This window comes from Streptomyces bacillaris, from assembly GCF_003268675.1.
Classification (GTDB): domain Bacteria; phylum Actinomycetota; class Actinomycetes; order Streptomycetales; family Streptomycetaceae; genus Streptomyces; species Streptomyces bacillaris.
This window is the reverse complement of the sequence record NZ_CP029378.1, coordinates 2,092,472-2,108,874: the sequence shown is the minus strand read 5'-3', so window position 1 is coordinate 2,108,874 and position 16,403 is coordinate 2,092,472. Positions and strand designations below refer to the sequence as shown.

The following is a 16,403-nucleotide window of genomic DNA, read 5'->3' as shown; positions in this document are numbered from 1 at the left end:
TCAGTGCCCGGGTGGCGACCCGTCGCCGTCCCCGCCGCCCTCCCCGCCCGTCACGCGGCCGTCCGCCGGCTCCGTGACCAGGCGGGGGCGTGGGGTGAGGACGGCGTCCTGCTCCAGGGGCGCCTCGCGCATGTGGCCGGGCGCCGAACCGCCCTCGCACTCCGGTGCGCGGACCGTCACCCTGCCGGAGGTGAGGTCTATCGGGCCGCGGGCCGGGTCCCCGGCCGCCACGTCCACCCGGCTCAGCTCCAGCCGCTTCTGCTCCTCGGCCACATGCTTGCGGCCCGGGGCGAAGAGTTCCTCGAAGAAATTGAACACGGTCGTGCTCCCTCCGGCATGGTGCGCGGGTGGTGCCCGGCGGACGGGGCCAGGGGTTCCGCCTACCCCACTTCGACCAGCAGGATCCTGTCGTCTCCCGGCTTCGGCTCTCCCCGGCCGTCCGTGTTGCTGGTGACCAGCCAGAGCCGGTCGCCGCCCGCGCTCACCACGGTGCGCAGCCGGCCGTGCTTCTCCTCCAGGAACGCCTGGGGGTCCGCCAAAGGTTCCTTCGCCCGGTCACCGGAGAGCGGGATCCGCCAGAGCCGCTCACCGCGCAGCCCCGCCATCCAGATCGAGCCCTCCGCGTACGCGATACCGCTGGGCGAGGCCTCGGAGGTCTTCCACTGGGCCACCGGGTCGATGAACCCGTCCTTGCCCTCCTTCCCCTCGGCCTCGGGCCAGCCGTAGTTGCCGCCGGGCTCGATCAGGTTCAGCTCGTCCCAGGTGTTCTGGCCGAACTCGGCCGCCCACAGCCGCTTCTGCGCGTCCCAGGCGAGCCCCTGCACATTGCGGTGCCCGTACGAATACACCACCGAGTCCGCCTCCGGGTTGCCGTGCACCGGCTCCCCGTCCGGGGTCATCCGCAGGATCTTGCCCGCCAGCGACTCCTTGTCCTGGGACAGCTCCGTCTCCCCGGCCTCGCCGGTGCCCGCGTACAGCATCTTGTCCGGGCCGAACGCGATCCGGCCGCCGTTGTGGATGTTCCCCTTGGGGATGCCGCGCAGGATGGTGTCCGGGGCGCCCAGCTGCTGCCCCTCCGGGCGCTTCTCGTCGTAGTTCATCCGGACGATCCGGTTGTCCGAGGTGGTGGTCAGGTAGGCGTACACCCGCCCGTCCGCCGCGAACGTCGAGGGGACCGCCAGCCCCAGCAGACCGCCCTCACCGGCGGGGGAGACCCCGGGCACCGAGCCCAGCAGCGTCTGCTTCCCGCTCTCGCCGTCGATGCGGTGGATCGTGCCCTCGTCGCGCGAGGCGACCAGCAGATCACCGCCGGGCAGCGCGGCCAGCCCCCAGGGCGACTTCAGCCCCTCGGTCAGCGTCGAGACGACCTTCGCCGAACCCTTGGCGGGCGGCAGCTCGGCCGACGTGCCCGGTGAGGGGGAGCCGGAGCCCTGCGGGGCGGTCGGCGAGGCGGTGCCCGTACCGGAGGAGGCGCCCTCCGCCCCGCCCGAGGAGCACGCGGCCGACAGGAGCAGCGAGGCCGTCGCCAGCGCGGCCACCACCCCCTTGCGCACCGCGGGGGACCGGACGGCTCCGCGCCCCCCGGGGGACTGAACAGCTCCGAACACAGCACCGCGCACTGGACCGATCCTTTCGACGGCTGCCTGAACTCTGCCCGTACTACCTGCTACCCGTTCCTACCTCGCGGCGGCGCCCGGAGTTCCCGGTCCGGCCATTCTCCCGCCCGCTCCCGCCGGGCGCGCGGCCTCAGTCCCAGGATCCCCGGGCCGGCGGCAGCCCGGCGATCTCCGCCAGGTCCCGGTCGTCCAGGACCACATCGGCGGCCCCCGCGTTCTCCACCGCCCACCGCTCCCGCTTCGCCCCCGGCACCGGCACCACGTGCGGGCCCTGCCGCAGCACCCATGCCAGCGCCACCTGGGCCACGCTCGCCCCGCGCCGCTCCGCGATCCGCCGCAGACCGGCCACCACCGGCTGGTTCGCCGCCATCATCTCGGCCGTGAACCGGGGGTGCCGGGCCCGCAGGTCGTCCGGCTCGAACCCCTGCCCCGGCTTCAGCGTCCCGGTCAGATAGCCGTTGCCCAGCGGCATCGCGGCGAGCACCCCGACCCCGCGCGCCGCACACCAGGGCAGCAACTCCTCCAGCGCCTCGGGCGCCCAGACCGACAGCTCCGCCTGCACGGCGCTGACCGGGAAGACCTGCTGGATCCGCTCCAACTGCCGGATCGTTCCCGCAAACGGCCCGGCCCCCGACCTGCGCGGGGCGTGCGCCCCCACGGCGCAGAGCCCCAGCGAACGGACCTTGCCCGCCGTCACCAGCTCCGCCATCGCCCCCCAGGTCTCCTCCACGGGCACCTCGGGGTCGGCCCGGTGGAGCTGGTAGAGGTCGATCACATCGGTCTGGAGCCGCCGCAGCGAGGCGTCGCAGGCCCGCCGTACGTAACCGGGGCGGCCGTTGGCGACGATGTGCTGATCACCCACCAGGAGCCCGCACTTGGTGGAGAGGAACGCCTCGGACCGCCGCCCCTTGACCGCCCGGCCCACCAGCAGCTCATTGGTGAACGGCCCGTACATGTCGGCGGTGTCGAGCAGCCGGACGCCCGCGTCGAGCGCCGCGTGCACCGTGCGCACCGAACGGTCGCCGTGCCGCTGCGAGGCGCTGTACCCCCAGCTCATCGGCATACAGCCCAGACCGACCGCGCCCACAGCGAGCCCCGCCGCCCCGATAGTCCTGCGCTCCAACTCCCCTGGCCTTTCCTCGTTCCCGCAGTCACGGGGCCGTACCGCACCCAAACTAACCTCTGGCCGGACCGCCTCCGCCATCCGCCGTCCTGGAGTACTCGCACACCCGTCGCATAGCCTCCTGACCATGACTGCGACGACTTCCGGCGCGACGCGTGCCGCTGTGTGGCTGCCCTTTCCGGCCGACGAGATCGACGGACTGCCCGACGGGTTCGACTACCTCTTCTGGGACGGCGGTCCGGAGTACCCGGGCGATCCCGCGCACTGCGTGTATTACGTCGTCCCGTACATGAAGGGTTCCGAGATCGCCGTACGGCCCATGGGCGCGATGAGCGCCGTCCAGGTCGTGCAGACGCTCTCGGCGGGCATCGACCACGTGGAGCCCGGCCTCGGCCTGCTGCGCCCCGGCGTACGCCTCTGCAACGCCAAGGGCGTCCACGAGGCATCCACCGCCGAGCTGACGCTCGCCCTGATCCTGGCCTCCCTGCGCGGCATCCCCGGTTTCGTCCACGGCCAGGAGAACGAGGAGTGGCGGTCCGGTTTCTATCCGGCGCTCGCCGACAAGTCCGTCCTCATCGTCGGGTACGGCTCCATCGGCTCGGCCATCGAGGACCGGCTCGCGCCCTTCGAGTGTGCGCGGGTCGCACGCGTCGCGCGCTCCGCCCGGACCACCGAGCGCGGTCCCGTACACACGCTCGACGACCTCCCGGCCCTGCTGCCCGAGGCCGACGTCGTGGTCCTCTCCACCCCGCTGAACCCCTCCACGCAGGGGCTGGTGGACGCCGAGTTCCTCGCCGCGATGCGGGGCGGCGCCCTCCTCGTCAATGTCGCCCGGGGCGGAGTCGTGGACACCAAGGCCCTGTTGACCGAACTGGAATCCGGACGGCTGCGGGCGGCGCTCGACGTCACCGACCCGGAACCGCTGCCGTCCGGCCATCCTCTCTGGCATGCTCCAAATGTCTTGATCACGCCTCATGTGGGCGGCAGCACCTCGGCGTTCGAACCGCGTGCCAAGCGACTGCTGGCCGCACAGCTCACCCGCTTCGCGGCCGGCGAGCCGGTGGTGAACGTCGTCAGCACCACCGGCTGAGGCGCCCCGGGCGGCCCCGCCGAAGCGTGATTCGCAGGCGGAGGGGGCCGCCTACCTCGCATTTCGTCACGGAGCGTAGAGAAGCTATGGCCCTGAGTGACGAACCTGGTGTATCGTCCGCACCGGAGGGCTGCGCCGTGGCAGGGGCGGCGCGGGGGGAGCAGCGGAACGCGAGGGGGCGACGGGCGATGTGCTGGCCATGGAGAGACGATCCGAGGCCGCCGAACGGCGTGCGGCGGACATCGGCGCTGCCCGGCAGCTCCGCCCGCGGGTGGCTGGAAACGCACCTGAGGCGGCGGCGTCCGGGGCGGATGCCCGCCTCGCCGGCCGCGCGGCCGACCGTGCGAACCGCGGCGCCGGAGAGGCCGGTTGTACGGGCTCCGAAGGTCGTCGTACGGGCCCCGAAGGCCGTACGGGCTCCGAAGCCGGTGGCCGTGCGGGCGGTGCCGCCCGTGCGGGAGGCCCCGGTGTGTCCGGGGCTGTCCGCCCGGCAGGCCCCCGCGCGCCCCGGACTGCCCGGCCCGGGACGGGGAGCGCTCCGGTGAGCGTCCTGGGGACCTGGCTCTCGCCGCGGACCGCCGCCGGCTCCACCGGGCTCCGCGCCCGGATCCTGCTCGGCCTGGTCTGCGCCGGATACTCCGTCGGCGCCGCCGTCGGCTGGGGCTCGCCGGAACTGGCCCGCTTCATGGGCGACTTCGGCCTCGCCGCCGCCGCACTGGTGGCCGCCGTCTCCTGCTTCCTCTACGCCCGGGTGAGCGCCGGCCGGTACCGCCCCGCCTGGCTGCTCTTCTCACTCTCCTCCCTCATGGCGGCGTGCGGGAACGCCGTCTGGGGGTGGTACGAGGTGGTGCTCGGCGTCCCCGTGCCCACCCCGTCCCTGGCCGACGCCTTCTTCCTCTGCTTCGCGCCGCCCGCCATCGTCGGCCTGCTCGTCCTCGCCAAACGCCCGGTCACCCGGGCCGGCTGGGTCTGTCTCGCCCTGGACGCCTGGCTGATCGGCGGCTCCCTGCTCACCCTGGCCTGGAGCCTCGCCCTCGCGCACGCCGCGCACATGGCGGGCGTCCAGGAGGCCAGCGTGGGCCCGGCGGCGCTCTCGCTCGCCTATCCGCTGCTGGACATCGTCCTCGTCTCCATGGTGCTCGCACTCCACTTCCGCCGCTCCGGCGCCAACCGCTCCGCCGTCAACACCGCCATCGCCGCCCTGGCGCTGACCGTCCTGTGCGACGCCGTCTTCACCTCGCCGCTGCTGCGCTCCACGTACCACTCGGGCCAGTTGCTGGACGCCGGGTGGTTCGCCGGCTCGCTCCTCCTGGCCTACGCGCCCTGGGGCGTACGCCGTCGGCCCGGCAGCGACCGCCCGGGACCCCCGCGCACCGCCAGCCGCCCCATCGCCGGGTCGCTGGCCGCGCTGACCCCGTATCTCGCCGCCGCCGTCTGCACGTTGGGCATCCTGTACAACGTGGTCGACGGCCGCCGGGTCGACCGGGTCGTCATCTTCACCGGCTGCACGGTCGTGCTCGCCCTCGTCGTCCGCCAGGGCATCATGCTGCTGGACAACATCTCCCTCACCCAGGAACTGGCCCAGAAGGAGAACCACTTCCGCTCCCTGGTGCAGGGCTCCAGCGACGTCATCATGATCGCCGCCCCCAGCGGCACCCTCCGCTACGTCAGCCCCGCAGCCGCCGGGGTCTACGGGCGCGACGCGGAGGACCTCGTCGGCGCCGAGCTGTCCTCGATCATCCACCCCGACGACCTGGGCCGGGTCGTCCACGAGGTGCGCCGCTTCCTCGCCGCACCACCCCACGAGGAGCCCACCACCCGCATCGAGTGCCGCTTCCGCTCCGGCACCGGCGACTGGCTCAACGTCGAGTCCACCGTCAACCGCCACCAGGGCGGCCTGCTCCTCAACAGCCGCGACGTCACCGAACGGGTCAGGCTCCAGGCCCAGTTGCAGCACAACGCCGAGCACGACCCGCTCACCGACCTGCCCAACCGGGCCCTGTTCACCGCCCGGGTCCGCAAGGCCCTCACCGGCCGTCGCGCGGGCGACTCCGGCACCGCCGTGCTCTTCATCGACCTCGACGGCTTCAAGGCCGTCAACGACACCATCGGCCACCAGGCCGGCGACGAACTGCTCATCCAGGCCGCCCGCCGCCTCCAGGAGTCCGTCCGGGCCGGGGACACCGCCGCCCGCCTCGGCGGCGACGAGTTCGCCGCCCTCATCATGGGCGACGGCACCCGCGACCAGGCTGCCCGGGAGTACCAGGTCCACGAGATCGCCGACCGGCTCCGCCTCACCCTCTCCCAGCCCTACCGGATCGGCCCCAGCGAGGTCCGGGTGGCCGCCTCCATCGGCGTCGCCTTCGCCGAGCCCGCCATCACCCCCACCGACCTCATGCGCAACGCGGACCTCGCGATGTACCGCGCCAAGGCCGGCGGCAAGGACCGGGTCGAGCTGTACGCCCCCCAGATGCAGGCCGACGTCGTACGCCGCTCCGAGCTGGCCACCCGGCTGCGCACCGCCCTGCGCGAGGGCGAGTTCGCCCTGCTGCACCAGCCGGTCGTCCACCTCGCCAGCGGCTCCGTCGCCGCCGTCGCCGCCCAGGCCCGCTGGCGCTCCGCCCAGGGCATCCTGTTCACCCCCGCCGAGTTCCTCCGGGTCACCGGCGACGACGACCGCACCGCCGAGCTGGGCCGCTGGCTCCTGGAGGAGGCCGTCAAACAGGCCGCCGACCGGGCCAGGGCCGGTCACCCCGCCGCCGTCTCCGTGCGGCTCTCCGCCACCCGGCTGCTCGACAAGGCCCTGCCCTTCGGCTCCATCGAGGCGCTGCTGACCCGGCACGGGCTGCCCTCGGGCGCCCTGATGATCGAGGTGGCCGACAGCGATCCCCGGATCTCCTTCGACGAGCTGGAGCAGCGCCTCGTGGCCCTGCGCCGCCTCGGCGTCCGGATCGCCCTCGACGGCTTCGGCAGCGGGTTCGCCGCGATCAACGCCCTGCGCCGCCTCCCCATCGACGTACTGAAACTCGACCGCACCCTGGTCGAGGGGGTGGTGGAATCGGCCAGGCTGCACAAGATCACCAGCGGGCTGCTGCGCATCGCCTGCGACCTCGGCCTCCAGTCCGTCGCGGACGGCGTCGACGTCCCCGAGCAGGTCCTCGCCCTCCGCGCCATGGGCTGCACCCACGGCCAGGGGATGGCCTTCTCCGGCCCGCTCGACGAGTACCGGCTGCGCCGCGCCCTGGTGCGCGGACAATTCCCCGTGCCGGGCGTCCCGGGCCCCCGTACGGTGATGGCGGGCGGCTCGATCCCCCTGCTCACCGGATCACATGCTGAGACGCCTGTCCCACCCACTTGACACGTCATGCGTGCCGGAGAGAGGGTCAATGCCATGCGCACCCGAATTCTCGTACTTGGAAAGCGCGTCGGCTGAAGCGGAGTCACTCCACGACACTCCGCGGACCGCACCCGGCGCGCTCCCCTCGCTTGCCTCACGGCACGAGGGGTTTTTTGTTGCACTGAACCTCTCAAAACGCTGTAAACCACCCGCGAAAAACCACCCGCGAACACCCTCAGCTTCGAGAAGAGAATGCCGATGACCGAGCAGGCCACCGGGGCCCACCACCCGCAGCCGCGCGCCCGTACCGGCGGACAGCCGTCCGTCACCGTCGAACACCTCACGGGCGCGCAGTCCCTCATCCGCGCTCTTGAGGAAGTCGGTGCCGACACGGTGTTCGGCATCCCCGGCGGCTGCATCCTCCCGGCCTACGACCCGCTGATGGACTCCACCCGCGTCCGGCACGTCCTGGTCCGTCACGAGCAGGGGGCCGGCCACGCCGCCACCGGGTACGCGCAGGCCACCGGCAAGGTCGGCGTCTGCATGGCCACCTCGGGCCCCGGCGCCACCAACCTGGTCACCCCGATCGCGGACGCGCACATGGACTCCGTGCCGCTCGTCGCGATCACCGGCCAGGTCGCCTCCAAGGCGATCGGCACCGACGCCTTCCAGGAAGCCGACATCTGCGGCATCACGATGCCGATCACCAAGCACAACTTCCTGGTCACCAAGGCCGAGGACATCGCGCACACCATCGCCGAGGCCTTCCACATCGCCGCCACCGGCCGCCCCGGCCCGGTCCTCGTAGACATCGCCAAGGACGCCCTCCAGGCGCAGACCACCTTCAGCTGGCCGCCCGCCCAGGACCTGCCCGGCTACCGCCCGGTGACCAAGCCGCACGCCAAGCAGATCCGTGAGGCCGCCAAGCTGATCACCCAGTCCAAGCGCCCCGTGCTCTACGTCGGCGGCGGCGTCCTGAAGGCCGGGGCCACCGCCGAGCTGAAGGTCCTCGCGGAGCTGACCGGAGCGCCCGTCACCACCACCCTGATGGCGCTCGGCGCCTTCCCCGACAGCCACCCGCTGCACGTGGGGATGCCGGGCATGCACGGTGCGGTCACCGCCGTCACCGCGCTGCAGAAGGCCGACCTGATCGTCGCCCTCGGAGCCCGCTTCGACGACCGCGTCACCGGCAAGCTGGACAGCTTCGCCCCGTACGCCAAGATCGTCCACGCCGACATCGACCCGGCCGAGATCGGCAAGAACCGCGCGGCCGACGTGCCGATCGTGGGCGATGCCCGCGAGGTCCTGGCCGACCTGGTCCAGGCCGTCCAGGCCGAGCACACCGAGGGCCACACCGGCGACTACAGCGCCTGGTGGAAGGACCTCAACCGCTGGCGCGACACCTATCCTCTCGGCTACGACCTGCCCGAGGACGGCAGCCTCTCCCCGCAGCAGGTCATCCAGCGGATCGGCAAGCTCGCCCCCGAAGGAACGATCTTCACGGCGGGCGTCGGCCAGCACCAGATGTGGGCCGCCCACTTCATCGACTACGAGCAGCCCGCCACCTGGCTCAACAGCGGCGGCGCCGGAACGATGGGATACGCGGTCCCGGCCGCCATGGGCGCCAAGGCCGGAGCCCCCGACCGCACGGTCTGGGCCATCGACGGCGACGGCTGCTTCCAGATGACCAACCAGGAACTGACCACCTGCGCGCTCAACAACATCCCGATCAAGGTCGCCGTCATCAACAACGGCGCCCTCGGGATGGTCCGCCAGTGGCAGACCCTCTTCTACAACCAGCGCTACTCCAACACCGTCCTGCACTCCGGTGCGGACACGGACGGCGTTCCCGCCAAGGGCACCCGCGTCCCGGACTTCGTCAAGCTCTCCGAGGCCATGGGCTGCTACGCCATCCGCTGCGAGGACCCGGCCGACCTGGACAAGGTCATCGAAGAGGCCAACTCCATCAACGACCGCCCCGTCGTGGTCGACTTCATCGTCCACGAGGACGCCATGGTCTGGCCGATGGTCGCCGCCGGCACCTCCAACGACGAGGTCCAGGCCGCACGCGGCGTCCGCCCCGACTTCGGCGACAACGAAGACGACTGAGAGACAGAGAGAGACCGACTCCCATGTCCGAAAAGCACACGCTCTCCGTCCTGGTCGAGAACAAGCCCGGTGTCCTCGCCCGGATCACCGCCCTGTTCTCCCGCCGCGGCTTCAACATCGACTCGCTCGCCGTCGGCACCACCGAACACCCCGACATCTCCCGCATCACCATCGTCGTGAATGTCGAGGACCTGCCCCTGGAGCAGGTGACCAAGCAGCTCAACAAGCTGGTCAACGTCCTGAAGATCGTCGAACTCGAGCCCGCCGCCGCGATCCAGCGGGAGCTCGTCCTGGTGAAGGTCCGCGCCGACAGCGAGACCCGCTCCCAGATCGTCGAGATCGTCCAGCTGTTCCGCGCCAAGACCGTCGACGTCTCCCCGGACGCCGTCACGATCGAGGCGACCGGAGGGGCCGACAAGCTGGAGGCGATGCTCAAGATGCTGGAGCAGTACGGCATCAAGGAGCTGGTCCAGTCCGGCACCATCGCCATAGGGCGTGGCGCGCGCTCGATCACCGACCGCTCCCTGCGCGCCCTCGACCGTTCCGCCTGACCCGCGACGGGACCGGCGCCGCCGCGCGCCGCTCGCATGGCGAGACCCGAACACGAACCCGACGCCCCCGCCGTACGGTGGGACGCAACACCTGCACACCAAGGAGAAGACCCAGTGGCCGAGCTGTTCTACGACGACGATGCCGACCTGTCCATCATCCAGGGCCGCAAGGTCGCGGTTCTCGGTTACGGCAGCCAGGGCCACGCCCACGCGCTGTCGCTCCGTGACTCCGGCGTCGACGTCCGCGTCGGTCTGCACGAGGGCTCGAAGTCCAAGGCCAAGGCCGAGGAGCAGGGCCTGCGCGTGGTGACCCCCTCCGAGGCGGCCGCCGAGGCCGACGTCATCATGATCCTCGTCCCGGACCCGATCCAGGCCCAGGTCTACGAGGAGTCCGTCAAGGACAACCTGAAGGCCGGCGACGCGCTGTTCTTCGGCCACGGCCTGAACATCCGCTTCGGCTTCATCAAGCCCCCGGCCGACGTCGACGTCTGCATGGTCGCCCCCAAGGGCCCCGGCCACCTGGTCCGCCGCCAGTACGAGGAGGGCCGCGGCGTCCCCTGCATCGTGGCCGTCGAGCAGGACTCCACGGGCAAGGGCCTGGAGCTGGCGCTGTCGTACGCCAAGGGCATCGGCGGCACCCGCGCCGGCGTCATCAAGACCACCTTCACCGAGGAGACCGAGACCGACCTCTTCGGTGAGCAGGCCGTCCTCTGCGGTGGCACCGCCGCCCTGGTGAAGGCCGGTTTCGAGACGCTGACCGAGGCGGGCTACCAGCCGGAGATCGCCTACTTCGAGTGCCTGCACGAGCTGAAGCTCATCGTCGACCTCATGTACGAGGGCGGCCTGGAGAAGATGCGCTGGTCCATCTCGGAGACCGCCGAGTGGGGCGACTACGTCACCGGCCCGCGGATCATCACCGACGCCACCAAGGCCGAGATGAAGAAGGTCCTCGCCGAGATCCAGGACGGCACCTTCGCCAAGAACTGGATGGCCGAGTACCACAACGGTCTGCCCAAGTACAACGAGTACAAGAAGGCCGACGGCGACCACCTGCTGGAGACCACCGGCCGTGAGCTGCGCAAGCTCATGAGCTGGGTGAACGACGAGGAGGCCTAGGCCTCGGGGAGCGGGGCGGGTCCGGCAAGGGCCCGCCCCGCTCCGTAACGTCCGGAAGCCGAGGGGCCCGGAAGCCGAACGGCCGGAGGTCAGGTGTCCGGAAGCCGAGCGGCCGGGAGCCGGGCGTCCGGAAGTCAGCGGAAGGAGTTCTTCCGTACGGGTGTACACCACGTCCACCCTCGTGCGGGTGATCCTTCCACGGGGGCGCGGTAGACGGCCTTCCGCATGACTACACTTCTCAACACATACGCGTCAGGGCCCACAGTGTCGTGCGTCTACCACGCGGCTAGCCCCTCCACCGCCTGCGGCCGTCGGGACGGCCGTCCGGCACTGGACTTGTGAGGACTCACGTGAGCTCGAAGCCTGTCGTACTCATCGCTGAAGAGCTGTCGCCCGCCACGGTCGACGCTCTGGGTCCGGATTTCGAGATCCGGCACTGCAACGGCGCGGACCGCGCCGAACTCCTCCCCGCGATCGCCGACGTCGACGCCATCCTGGTGCGCTCCGCCACCAAGGTCGACGCCGAGGCGATCGCCGCCGCGAAGAAGCTCCGCGTTGTGGCCCGCGCGGGTGTCGGTCTCGACAACGTCGACGTCTCCGCCGCCACCAAGGCCGGCGTGATGGTCGTCAACGCCCCGACCTCCAACATCGTCACCGCCGCCGAGCTGGCCTGCGGTCTGCTGGTCGCCACCGCGCGCAACATCCCGCAGGCCAACACCGCCCTCAAGAACGGTGAGTGGAAGCGCTCCAAGTACACCGGCGTCGAGCTGAGCGAGAAGGTCCTCGGCGTCGTCGGCCTCGGCCGCATCGGCGTCCTGGTCGCCCAGCGCATGTCGGCCTTCGGGATGAAGATCGTCGCCTACGACCCCTACGTCCAGCCCGCCCGCGCCGCGCAGATGGGCGTCAAGCTCCTCAGCCTGGACGAGCTGCTGGAGGTCGCGGACTTCATCACCGTGCACCTGCCCAAGACCCCCGAGACCCTCGGCCTCATCGGGGACGAGGCGCTGCACAAGGTGAAGCCCTCGGTCCGCATCGTCAACGCCGCGCGCGGCGGGATCGTCGACGAGGAGGCGCTGTACTCCGCCCTCAAGGAGGGCCGCGTCGCCGGTGCCGGGCTCGACGTGTACGCCAAGGAGCCCTGCACGGACTCCCCGCTCTTCCAGTTCGACCAGGTCGTCTGCACCCCGCACCTCGGCGCCTCCACCGACGAGGCCCAGGAGAAGGCGGGCATCGCCGTCGCCAAGTCCGTCCGCCTCGCCCTCGCCGGTGAGCTGGTCCCGGACGCGGTCAACGTCCAGGGCGGTGTCATCGCGGAGGACGTACGCCCCGGCCTGCCGCTCGCCGAGAAGCTCGGCCGGATCTTCACCGCGCTCGCGGGCGAGGTGGCGGCCCGCCTCGACGTCGAGGTGTACGGCGAGATCACCCAGCACGACGTCAAGGTGCTGGAGCTGTCGGCGCTGAAGGGCGTCTTCGAGGACGTCGTCGACGAGACCGTGTCGTACGTCAACGCCCCGCTCTTCGCCCAGGAGCGCGGGGTCGAGGTCCGCCTCACCACCAGCTCCGAGTCGCCCGACCACCGCAACGTGGTCACCGTGCGCGGCACCCTCGGCAGCGGCGAGGAGGTCGCGGTCTCCGGCACGCTGGCGGGCCCGAAGCACCTCCAGAAGATCGTGGCCATCGGTGAGCACGACGTGGACCTGGCCCTCGCGGACCACATGGTCGTCCTGCGCTACCAGGACCGTCCCGGTGTCGTCGGCACGGTCGGCAAGATCCTCGGTGAGGCCGGACTGAACATCGCGGGCATGCAGGTCTCCCGGGCCGCGGAGGGCGGCGAGGCGCTGGTCGTCCTCACCGTCGACGAGACCGTCCCGCAGGCGGTGCTCGGTGAGATCGCGGACGAGATCGGCGCCTCCTCGGCCCGCTCGGTGAACCTCACGGACTGACCCGTCCCGCACCGCACCCGGCTGCCGGGCGCCTCCTCACCGGGGGCGCCCGGCAGCCGCTCGCGTTCGGGGACCAACCCGCCGGGGTGGGCCCCGGGTTGGGTCCTGGGGCCCACGACGCGTGAGCCGCCCCGACCCTAGGGTGACCCGTTGTCATGTCGCCCATGGGCACCGGGGGTCGGATCACCTATGTCTGCTGTCGGTGGCATACCCGTGGCGGGCGACCCGGCCCCGGCCGCCGCCCCACGCCGTGACCTCCCCGGCCCGCTCGCCGTCGTACGGGTGCTGCTCCTCGTCCTCCTCGGCGCGACGTCCCTGGGCGCGATCGGCCTCTCCGGCTCCGCGATCGCCGCCGACGCCATGGGTGCCCAGGTGCTCGGCATCCTGCTGTACGCCTCCGCGCCCGGGGTGCTCTGCGCTCTGCTGGCGTGGCATCTGCGGACCGGCGGCAGGCGGGTGCTGTGGGGGACCGTCGCCGTCCAGCTCTGGCTGATCGCCGGGGGCCTGGGCAACCTGGCGGACGGTTCGCCGGACGGGTTCACGCAGCTCGTGCTGCCCGTGGTCATCCTGGTGCTGCTGAGCCGGGCCGGGAGCCGGGCGTGGTTCCGGCTGCCGCCCCGGGAGCGCGGGGAGCCGCCGAGGTTCTCGCTCCCGTACATGATCACCTGGCGCCGGGACCGCGGGCAGTCCGCGCTGGAGTACCTGGGCCTGGTCCTGATCGTCGTCGCGCTGATCGCGGCCCTGACGGTGGGCGGCCTGGGCGGCCGGATCACGGAGGGCCTCCAGTCCGCGATCTGCTCGCTGACCGGCAGCTCGTGCCCGGTCTCCGGTGGCGGCGACAGCGGCCCGGTGGAGGCGGGGGGCACCTCTGGAGGGGGAGCGTCGAACGGCGGCGCCTCGGACGGGGGTTCTTCGGGCGGTACGGACGCGGGCTCGACGGTCAGCGGAGGTACGGGGACGCCCGGGGGCGACGCGACGGGCGGTACGGATGGGGCCGGAGGTGAGACGGCGGGCACCACCGGCACCACGGGTTCGGCGGACACCACCGCCTCCACCGGCACCTCCGGAACGGCCGACTCCGGCGGCACGACCGGAACCGGCAGCGGAAACGGAACCGGCACCGTCTCGGGCGGCGGCACCGGCGGCCCCGACGACGAAGGCCGCCCCGGCACCGGCGAGGACACCTACGCCCAGGACCACGAGGAGCCCGAGGCCGCCTACGACGTACCGGCCTCCGCCGAAGGCGACGGCGGGAACGGAGGGAACGGCGGCGAGCGAGCCGCCGACCAGGAGGACTGCGGCGGCTGGGGCTTCTTCGGCTGCGCCTGGGACCGTACGACGCAGGTCTTCAAGGGCCTGGTGATCGACGGCCTCTGGGGCGACATCTCCGGGATCATCGACCTGTTCAAGCCCGAGACCTGGGCCGGACTCGCGGAGTACGGACGTCAGTTGGGGGAGCAGTGGGTCACGGACTCCCGGGGCGCGGGCGACAAGTGGAGCGACGGCGACTACCTGGGTGCCCTCTGGGACTGGGGTAGGGCCTCCGTCAACACCGTGGTCACGGTCGGGGACGACGTCTTCGTCGGGGACGAGGTCCGCGAGCGCTGGAACAACGGGGAGAAGACCCGGGCCGTCACCGACGTCATCTGGAACGTCGGCTCGCTCTTCATCCCCGGCTACAACGTGGCCAAGGTCGTCGGCAAGGCCGGGAAGCTCGGCAAGGTCGGCAAGGTGGCCTCCGAGGTCGCGGACGCGGCGGGGGACGCGGGCGCGGCCGCCCGGCGGGCCCGGCAGGCGGCGGAGGCGGGCGACCTCGACGGCGTACGGAAGGCGGCGAAGGAGGCGGACGAGGCCGCCGACAGCGCGGAGGACGCGGCGCGGCGGACGGGCTGTGCCATCGCGTCGGGGCCGTCGCCGCTGGTGCGGTACGGAGGTGGGCCCGGCGGCGGAGTTCCCGGCTCCGGTACGGGGGTGCTGGCGGGCCGCGCGCCGGGCGGGGTGGTCCTGGCGAACGGCGGCTGCGACGAGGCGGCCAGGCAGGCGGCGGCCGAGGCGCGGGCGGCGGAGCGGGCCGCGCACCTGGAGCAGAAGCGGCTGGAGGAGCCGGAGCGGGCGCGCCGGGCGGCGCTGGAGAAGAAGGAGTACCCGGAGCCGCTGCGCAACGACACCTCCGACCCGCGCAACTACAACCCGCCGTCCTGGGCGGACGATCTGAGGACCCGCACCCCGGGCGACGCGGACGCGGGCGACGGCTTCTGGGCGAGCCGGGACCGCAACCCCGCGCCCAACTGGAAGAACGAGTCCTGGCTCCGCTACCAGGAGCAGATCACCGGCACCAACCGGGGCCAGGAGTACGTCGTACCGCACCCGCGCGAGGGGAGACCGGCGGTGGAGTACGACGGCTGGGACTCCTCCCGGCAGACATATCTGGAGGCCAAGAACGGCTACGGCAGCTACCTCTCCAAGACCGACGCGGGCCGGCTCACCGCCTCCGGCAGGGAGAAGTTCGTGACCGAGGCGCGGGCCCAGGTGGAGGCGGCCGACGGCAAGCCGGTGGAGTGGCACTTCTCGGACCCGGGGGTGGCGAGGGCGGCGCGCCGGGCGTTCCGGGACGAGGGGCTGCCGATCCGGGTGGTGCACACGCCGACGAAACCCGGCGACAGCACCCGGAAGCCCGGAGCCTTCGACGAGCAGCCGCGTTAGCCTGCACGCGAGGGTGGTCCGGAGCGGTCCGGCGACGCGGAGGAGAGGGATCAGCATGCGACGTGTGGTGCGGGGTTTCTGGGGCCCGAGGCCGGAGTCGGCCGAGGCCCTGGCCGACCGGTGGCAGCGGACCCTGGACGGGCTCGCGGAGCTGGTCCCGCAGGCGGCCGACGCCTGGAGCCAGGTGCACGGGAACGGGCCCGCCACCGCCTTCACCCCCGAGAGGAAGGCCCTGCTCGACGCTCTGCGGGCGGCCCAGAGCGCGGCCGACTGGTCGGATCTGACGGGCACCGGGCTGCGGCTGGTCGGCACGGGCACGCCCGGCTGGGAGGCGGAGGTCAGCGGACTGGCGGGCGGGGCACCGGAGTTCCTGCTCCAGTCCCTGGCGATCGTCCTGCACGCCCCGGACGCGGCCGTGGTCCCCGAGGAGGACGTCCTCGCGCTCCTCGCCCGGGTCTGGGAGCCGGACTTCGGCGATGTGAGCGACGACGACGTGCTGGACGCGCTGGAGGACGAGGCCGGTTACGCAATGGGCGACCCGGTCGTCGGCCGCACCGGCTACCTCTCCCCGGCCCGCGCCGCCCTGGTCCCCGACGGCATGGAGGCGGTCCGCCAGGAACTCCCGGGCGGCGGCGAGCTGTTGAGCATCGCGGCCCCCGGAGACAGCGCGGCGGTGGTGCGCGCGTACGAGCGGCTGCGCGAGGCGGGGGCGCTGGCCCCGCTGCCCCGCCCGATGGACCGGCCGGTCCTGTGACGGCGGCCCGCGCCGTGACGGCGGCCCGCCCCGCAACGGCCTGTCTCGCGACGGCCTCTCC

General features: G+C 72.3%; 11 protein-coding genes. 8 read left to right on the top strand and 3 right to left on the bottom strand.

Annotation, left to right across the window (positions count from 1 at the left end; translation table 11 throughout):
• From DJ476_RS08515 to DJ476_RS08505, 3 genes are all read right to left on the bottom strand, one after another.
• Positions 1 to 318, bottom strand: coding sequence for a DUF6191 domain-containing protein (locus DJ476_RS08515; RefSeq protein WP_070201843.1), 318 nt, complete (start codon positions 316 to 318; stop codon positions 1 to 3).
• 62 nt (positions 319 to 380) lie between these two features.
• Positions 381 to 1,619 (bottom strand): PQQ-dependent sugar dehydrogenase, encoded by a 1,239-nt coding sequence (locus DJ476_RS08510; RefSeq protein WP_404827476.1) that lies wholly within the window; start codon positions 1,617 to 1,619, stop codon positions 381 to 383.
• A 127-nt stretch (positions 1,620 to 1,746) separates the two neighbouring features.
• Positions 1,747 to 2,739 carry an aldo/keto reductase gene (locus DJ476_RS08505; RefSeq protein ID WP_103421315.1) on the bottom strand — a complete coding sequence of 331 codons (993 nt, stop codon included), beginning with the start codon at positions 2,737 to 2,739 and terminating at the stop codon, positions 1,747 to 1,749.
• Between the two features lie 127 nt (positions 2,740 to 2,866).
• On the opposite strand from DJ476_RS08505, the gene DJ476_RS08500 reads away from it, so the two are divergent.
• From DJ476_RS08500 to DJ476_RS08465, 8 genes are all read left to right on the top strand, one after another.
• Entirely contained in the window at positions 2,867 to 3,829 is a 963-nt protein-coding gene (locus tag DJ476_RS08500; protein ID WP_112490217.1) for a 2-hydroxyacid dehydrogenase, read from the top strand.
• 541 nt (positions 3,830 to 4,370) lie between these two features.
• Entirely contained in the window at positions 4,371 to 7,187 is a 2,817-nt protein-coding gene (locus DJ476_RS08495) for a putative bifunctional diguanylate cyclase/phosphodiesterase (RefSeq protein ID WP_112490216.1), read from the top strand.
• Positions 7,188 to 7,418: 231 nt separating this feature from the next.
• Positions 7,419 to 9,275, top strand: coding sequence for an acetolactate synthase large subunit (locus DJ476_RS08490; RefSeq protein WP_103421318.1), 1,857 nt, complete (start codon positions 7,419 to 7,421; stop codon positions 9,273 to 9,275).
• Positions 9,276 to 9,298: 23 nt separating this feature from the next.
• A complete protein-coding gene (gene ilvN / locus DJ476_RS08485) occupies positions 9,299 to 9,826 on the top strand; it encodes an acetolactate synthase small subunit (RefSeq protein WP_018492340.1) in 528 nt (175 codons plus the stop codon).
• 114 nt (positions 9,827 to 9,940) lie between these two features.
• The gene (gene ilvC / locus DJ476_RS08480) at positions 9,941 to 10,942 is read left to right on the top strand and encodes a ketol-acid reductoisomerase (protein ID WP_028416506.1); all 1,002 of its coding nucleotides are present in this window, start codon (positions 9,941 to 9,943) and stop codon (positions 10,940 to 10,942) included.
• Positions 10,943 to 11,292: 350 nt separating this feature from the next.
• On the top strand, positions 11,293 to 12,885 hold the full coding sequence (serA, locus tag DJ476_RS08475) for a phosphoglycerate dehydrogenase (RefSeq protein WP_070201849.1): 1,593 nt from the start codon (positions 11,293 to 11,295) through the stop codon (positions 12,883 to 12,885).
• A gap of 189 nt (positions 12,886 to 13,074) precedes the next feature.
• On the top strand, positions 13,075 to 15,588 hold the full coding sequence (locus tag DJ476_RS08470; RefSeq protein WP_112490215.1) for a Tox-REase-5 domain-containing protein: 2,514 nt from the start codon (positions 13,075 to 13,077) through the stop codon (positions 15,586 to 15,588).
• A 55-nt stretch (positions 15,589 to 15,643) separates the two neighbouring features.
• The gene (locus tag DJ476_RS08465; protein WP_103421320.1) at positions 15,644 to 16,342 is read left to right on the top strand and encodes a serine/threonine-protein kinase; all 699 of its coding nucleotides are present in this window, start codon (positions 15,644 to 15,646) and stop codon (positions 16,340 to 16,342) included.
• Positions 16,343 to 16,403 lie beyond the last annotated feature (61 nt).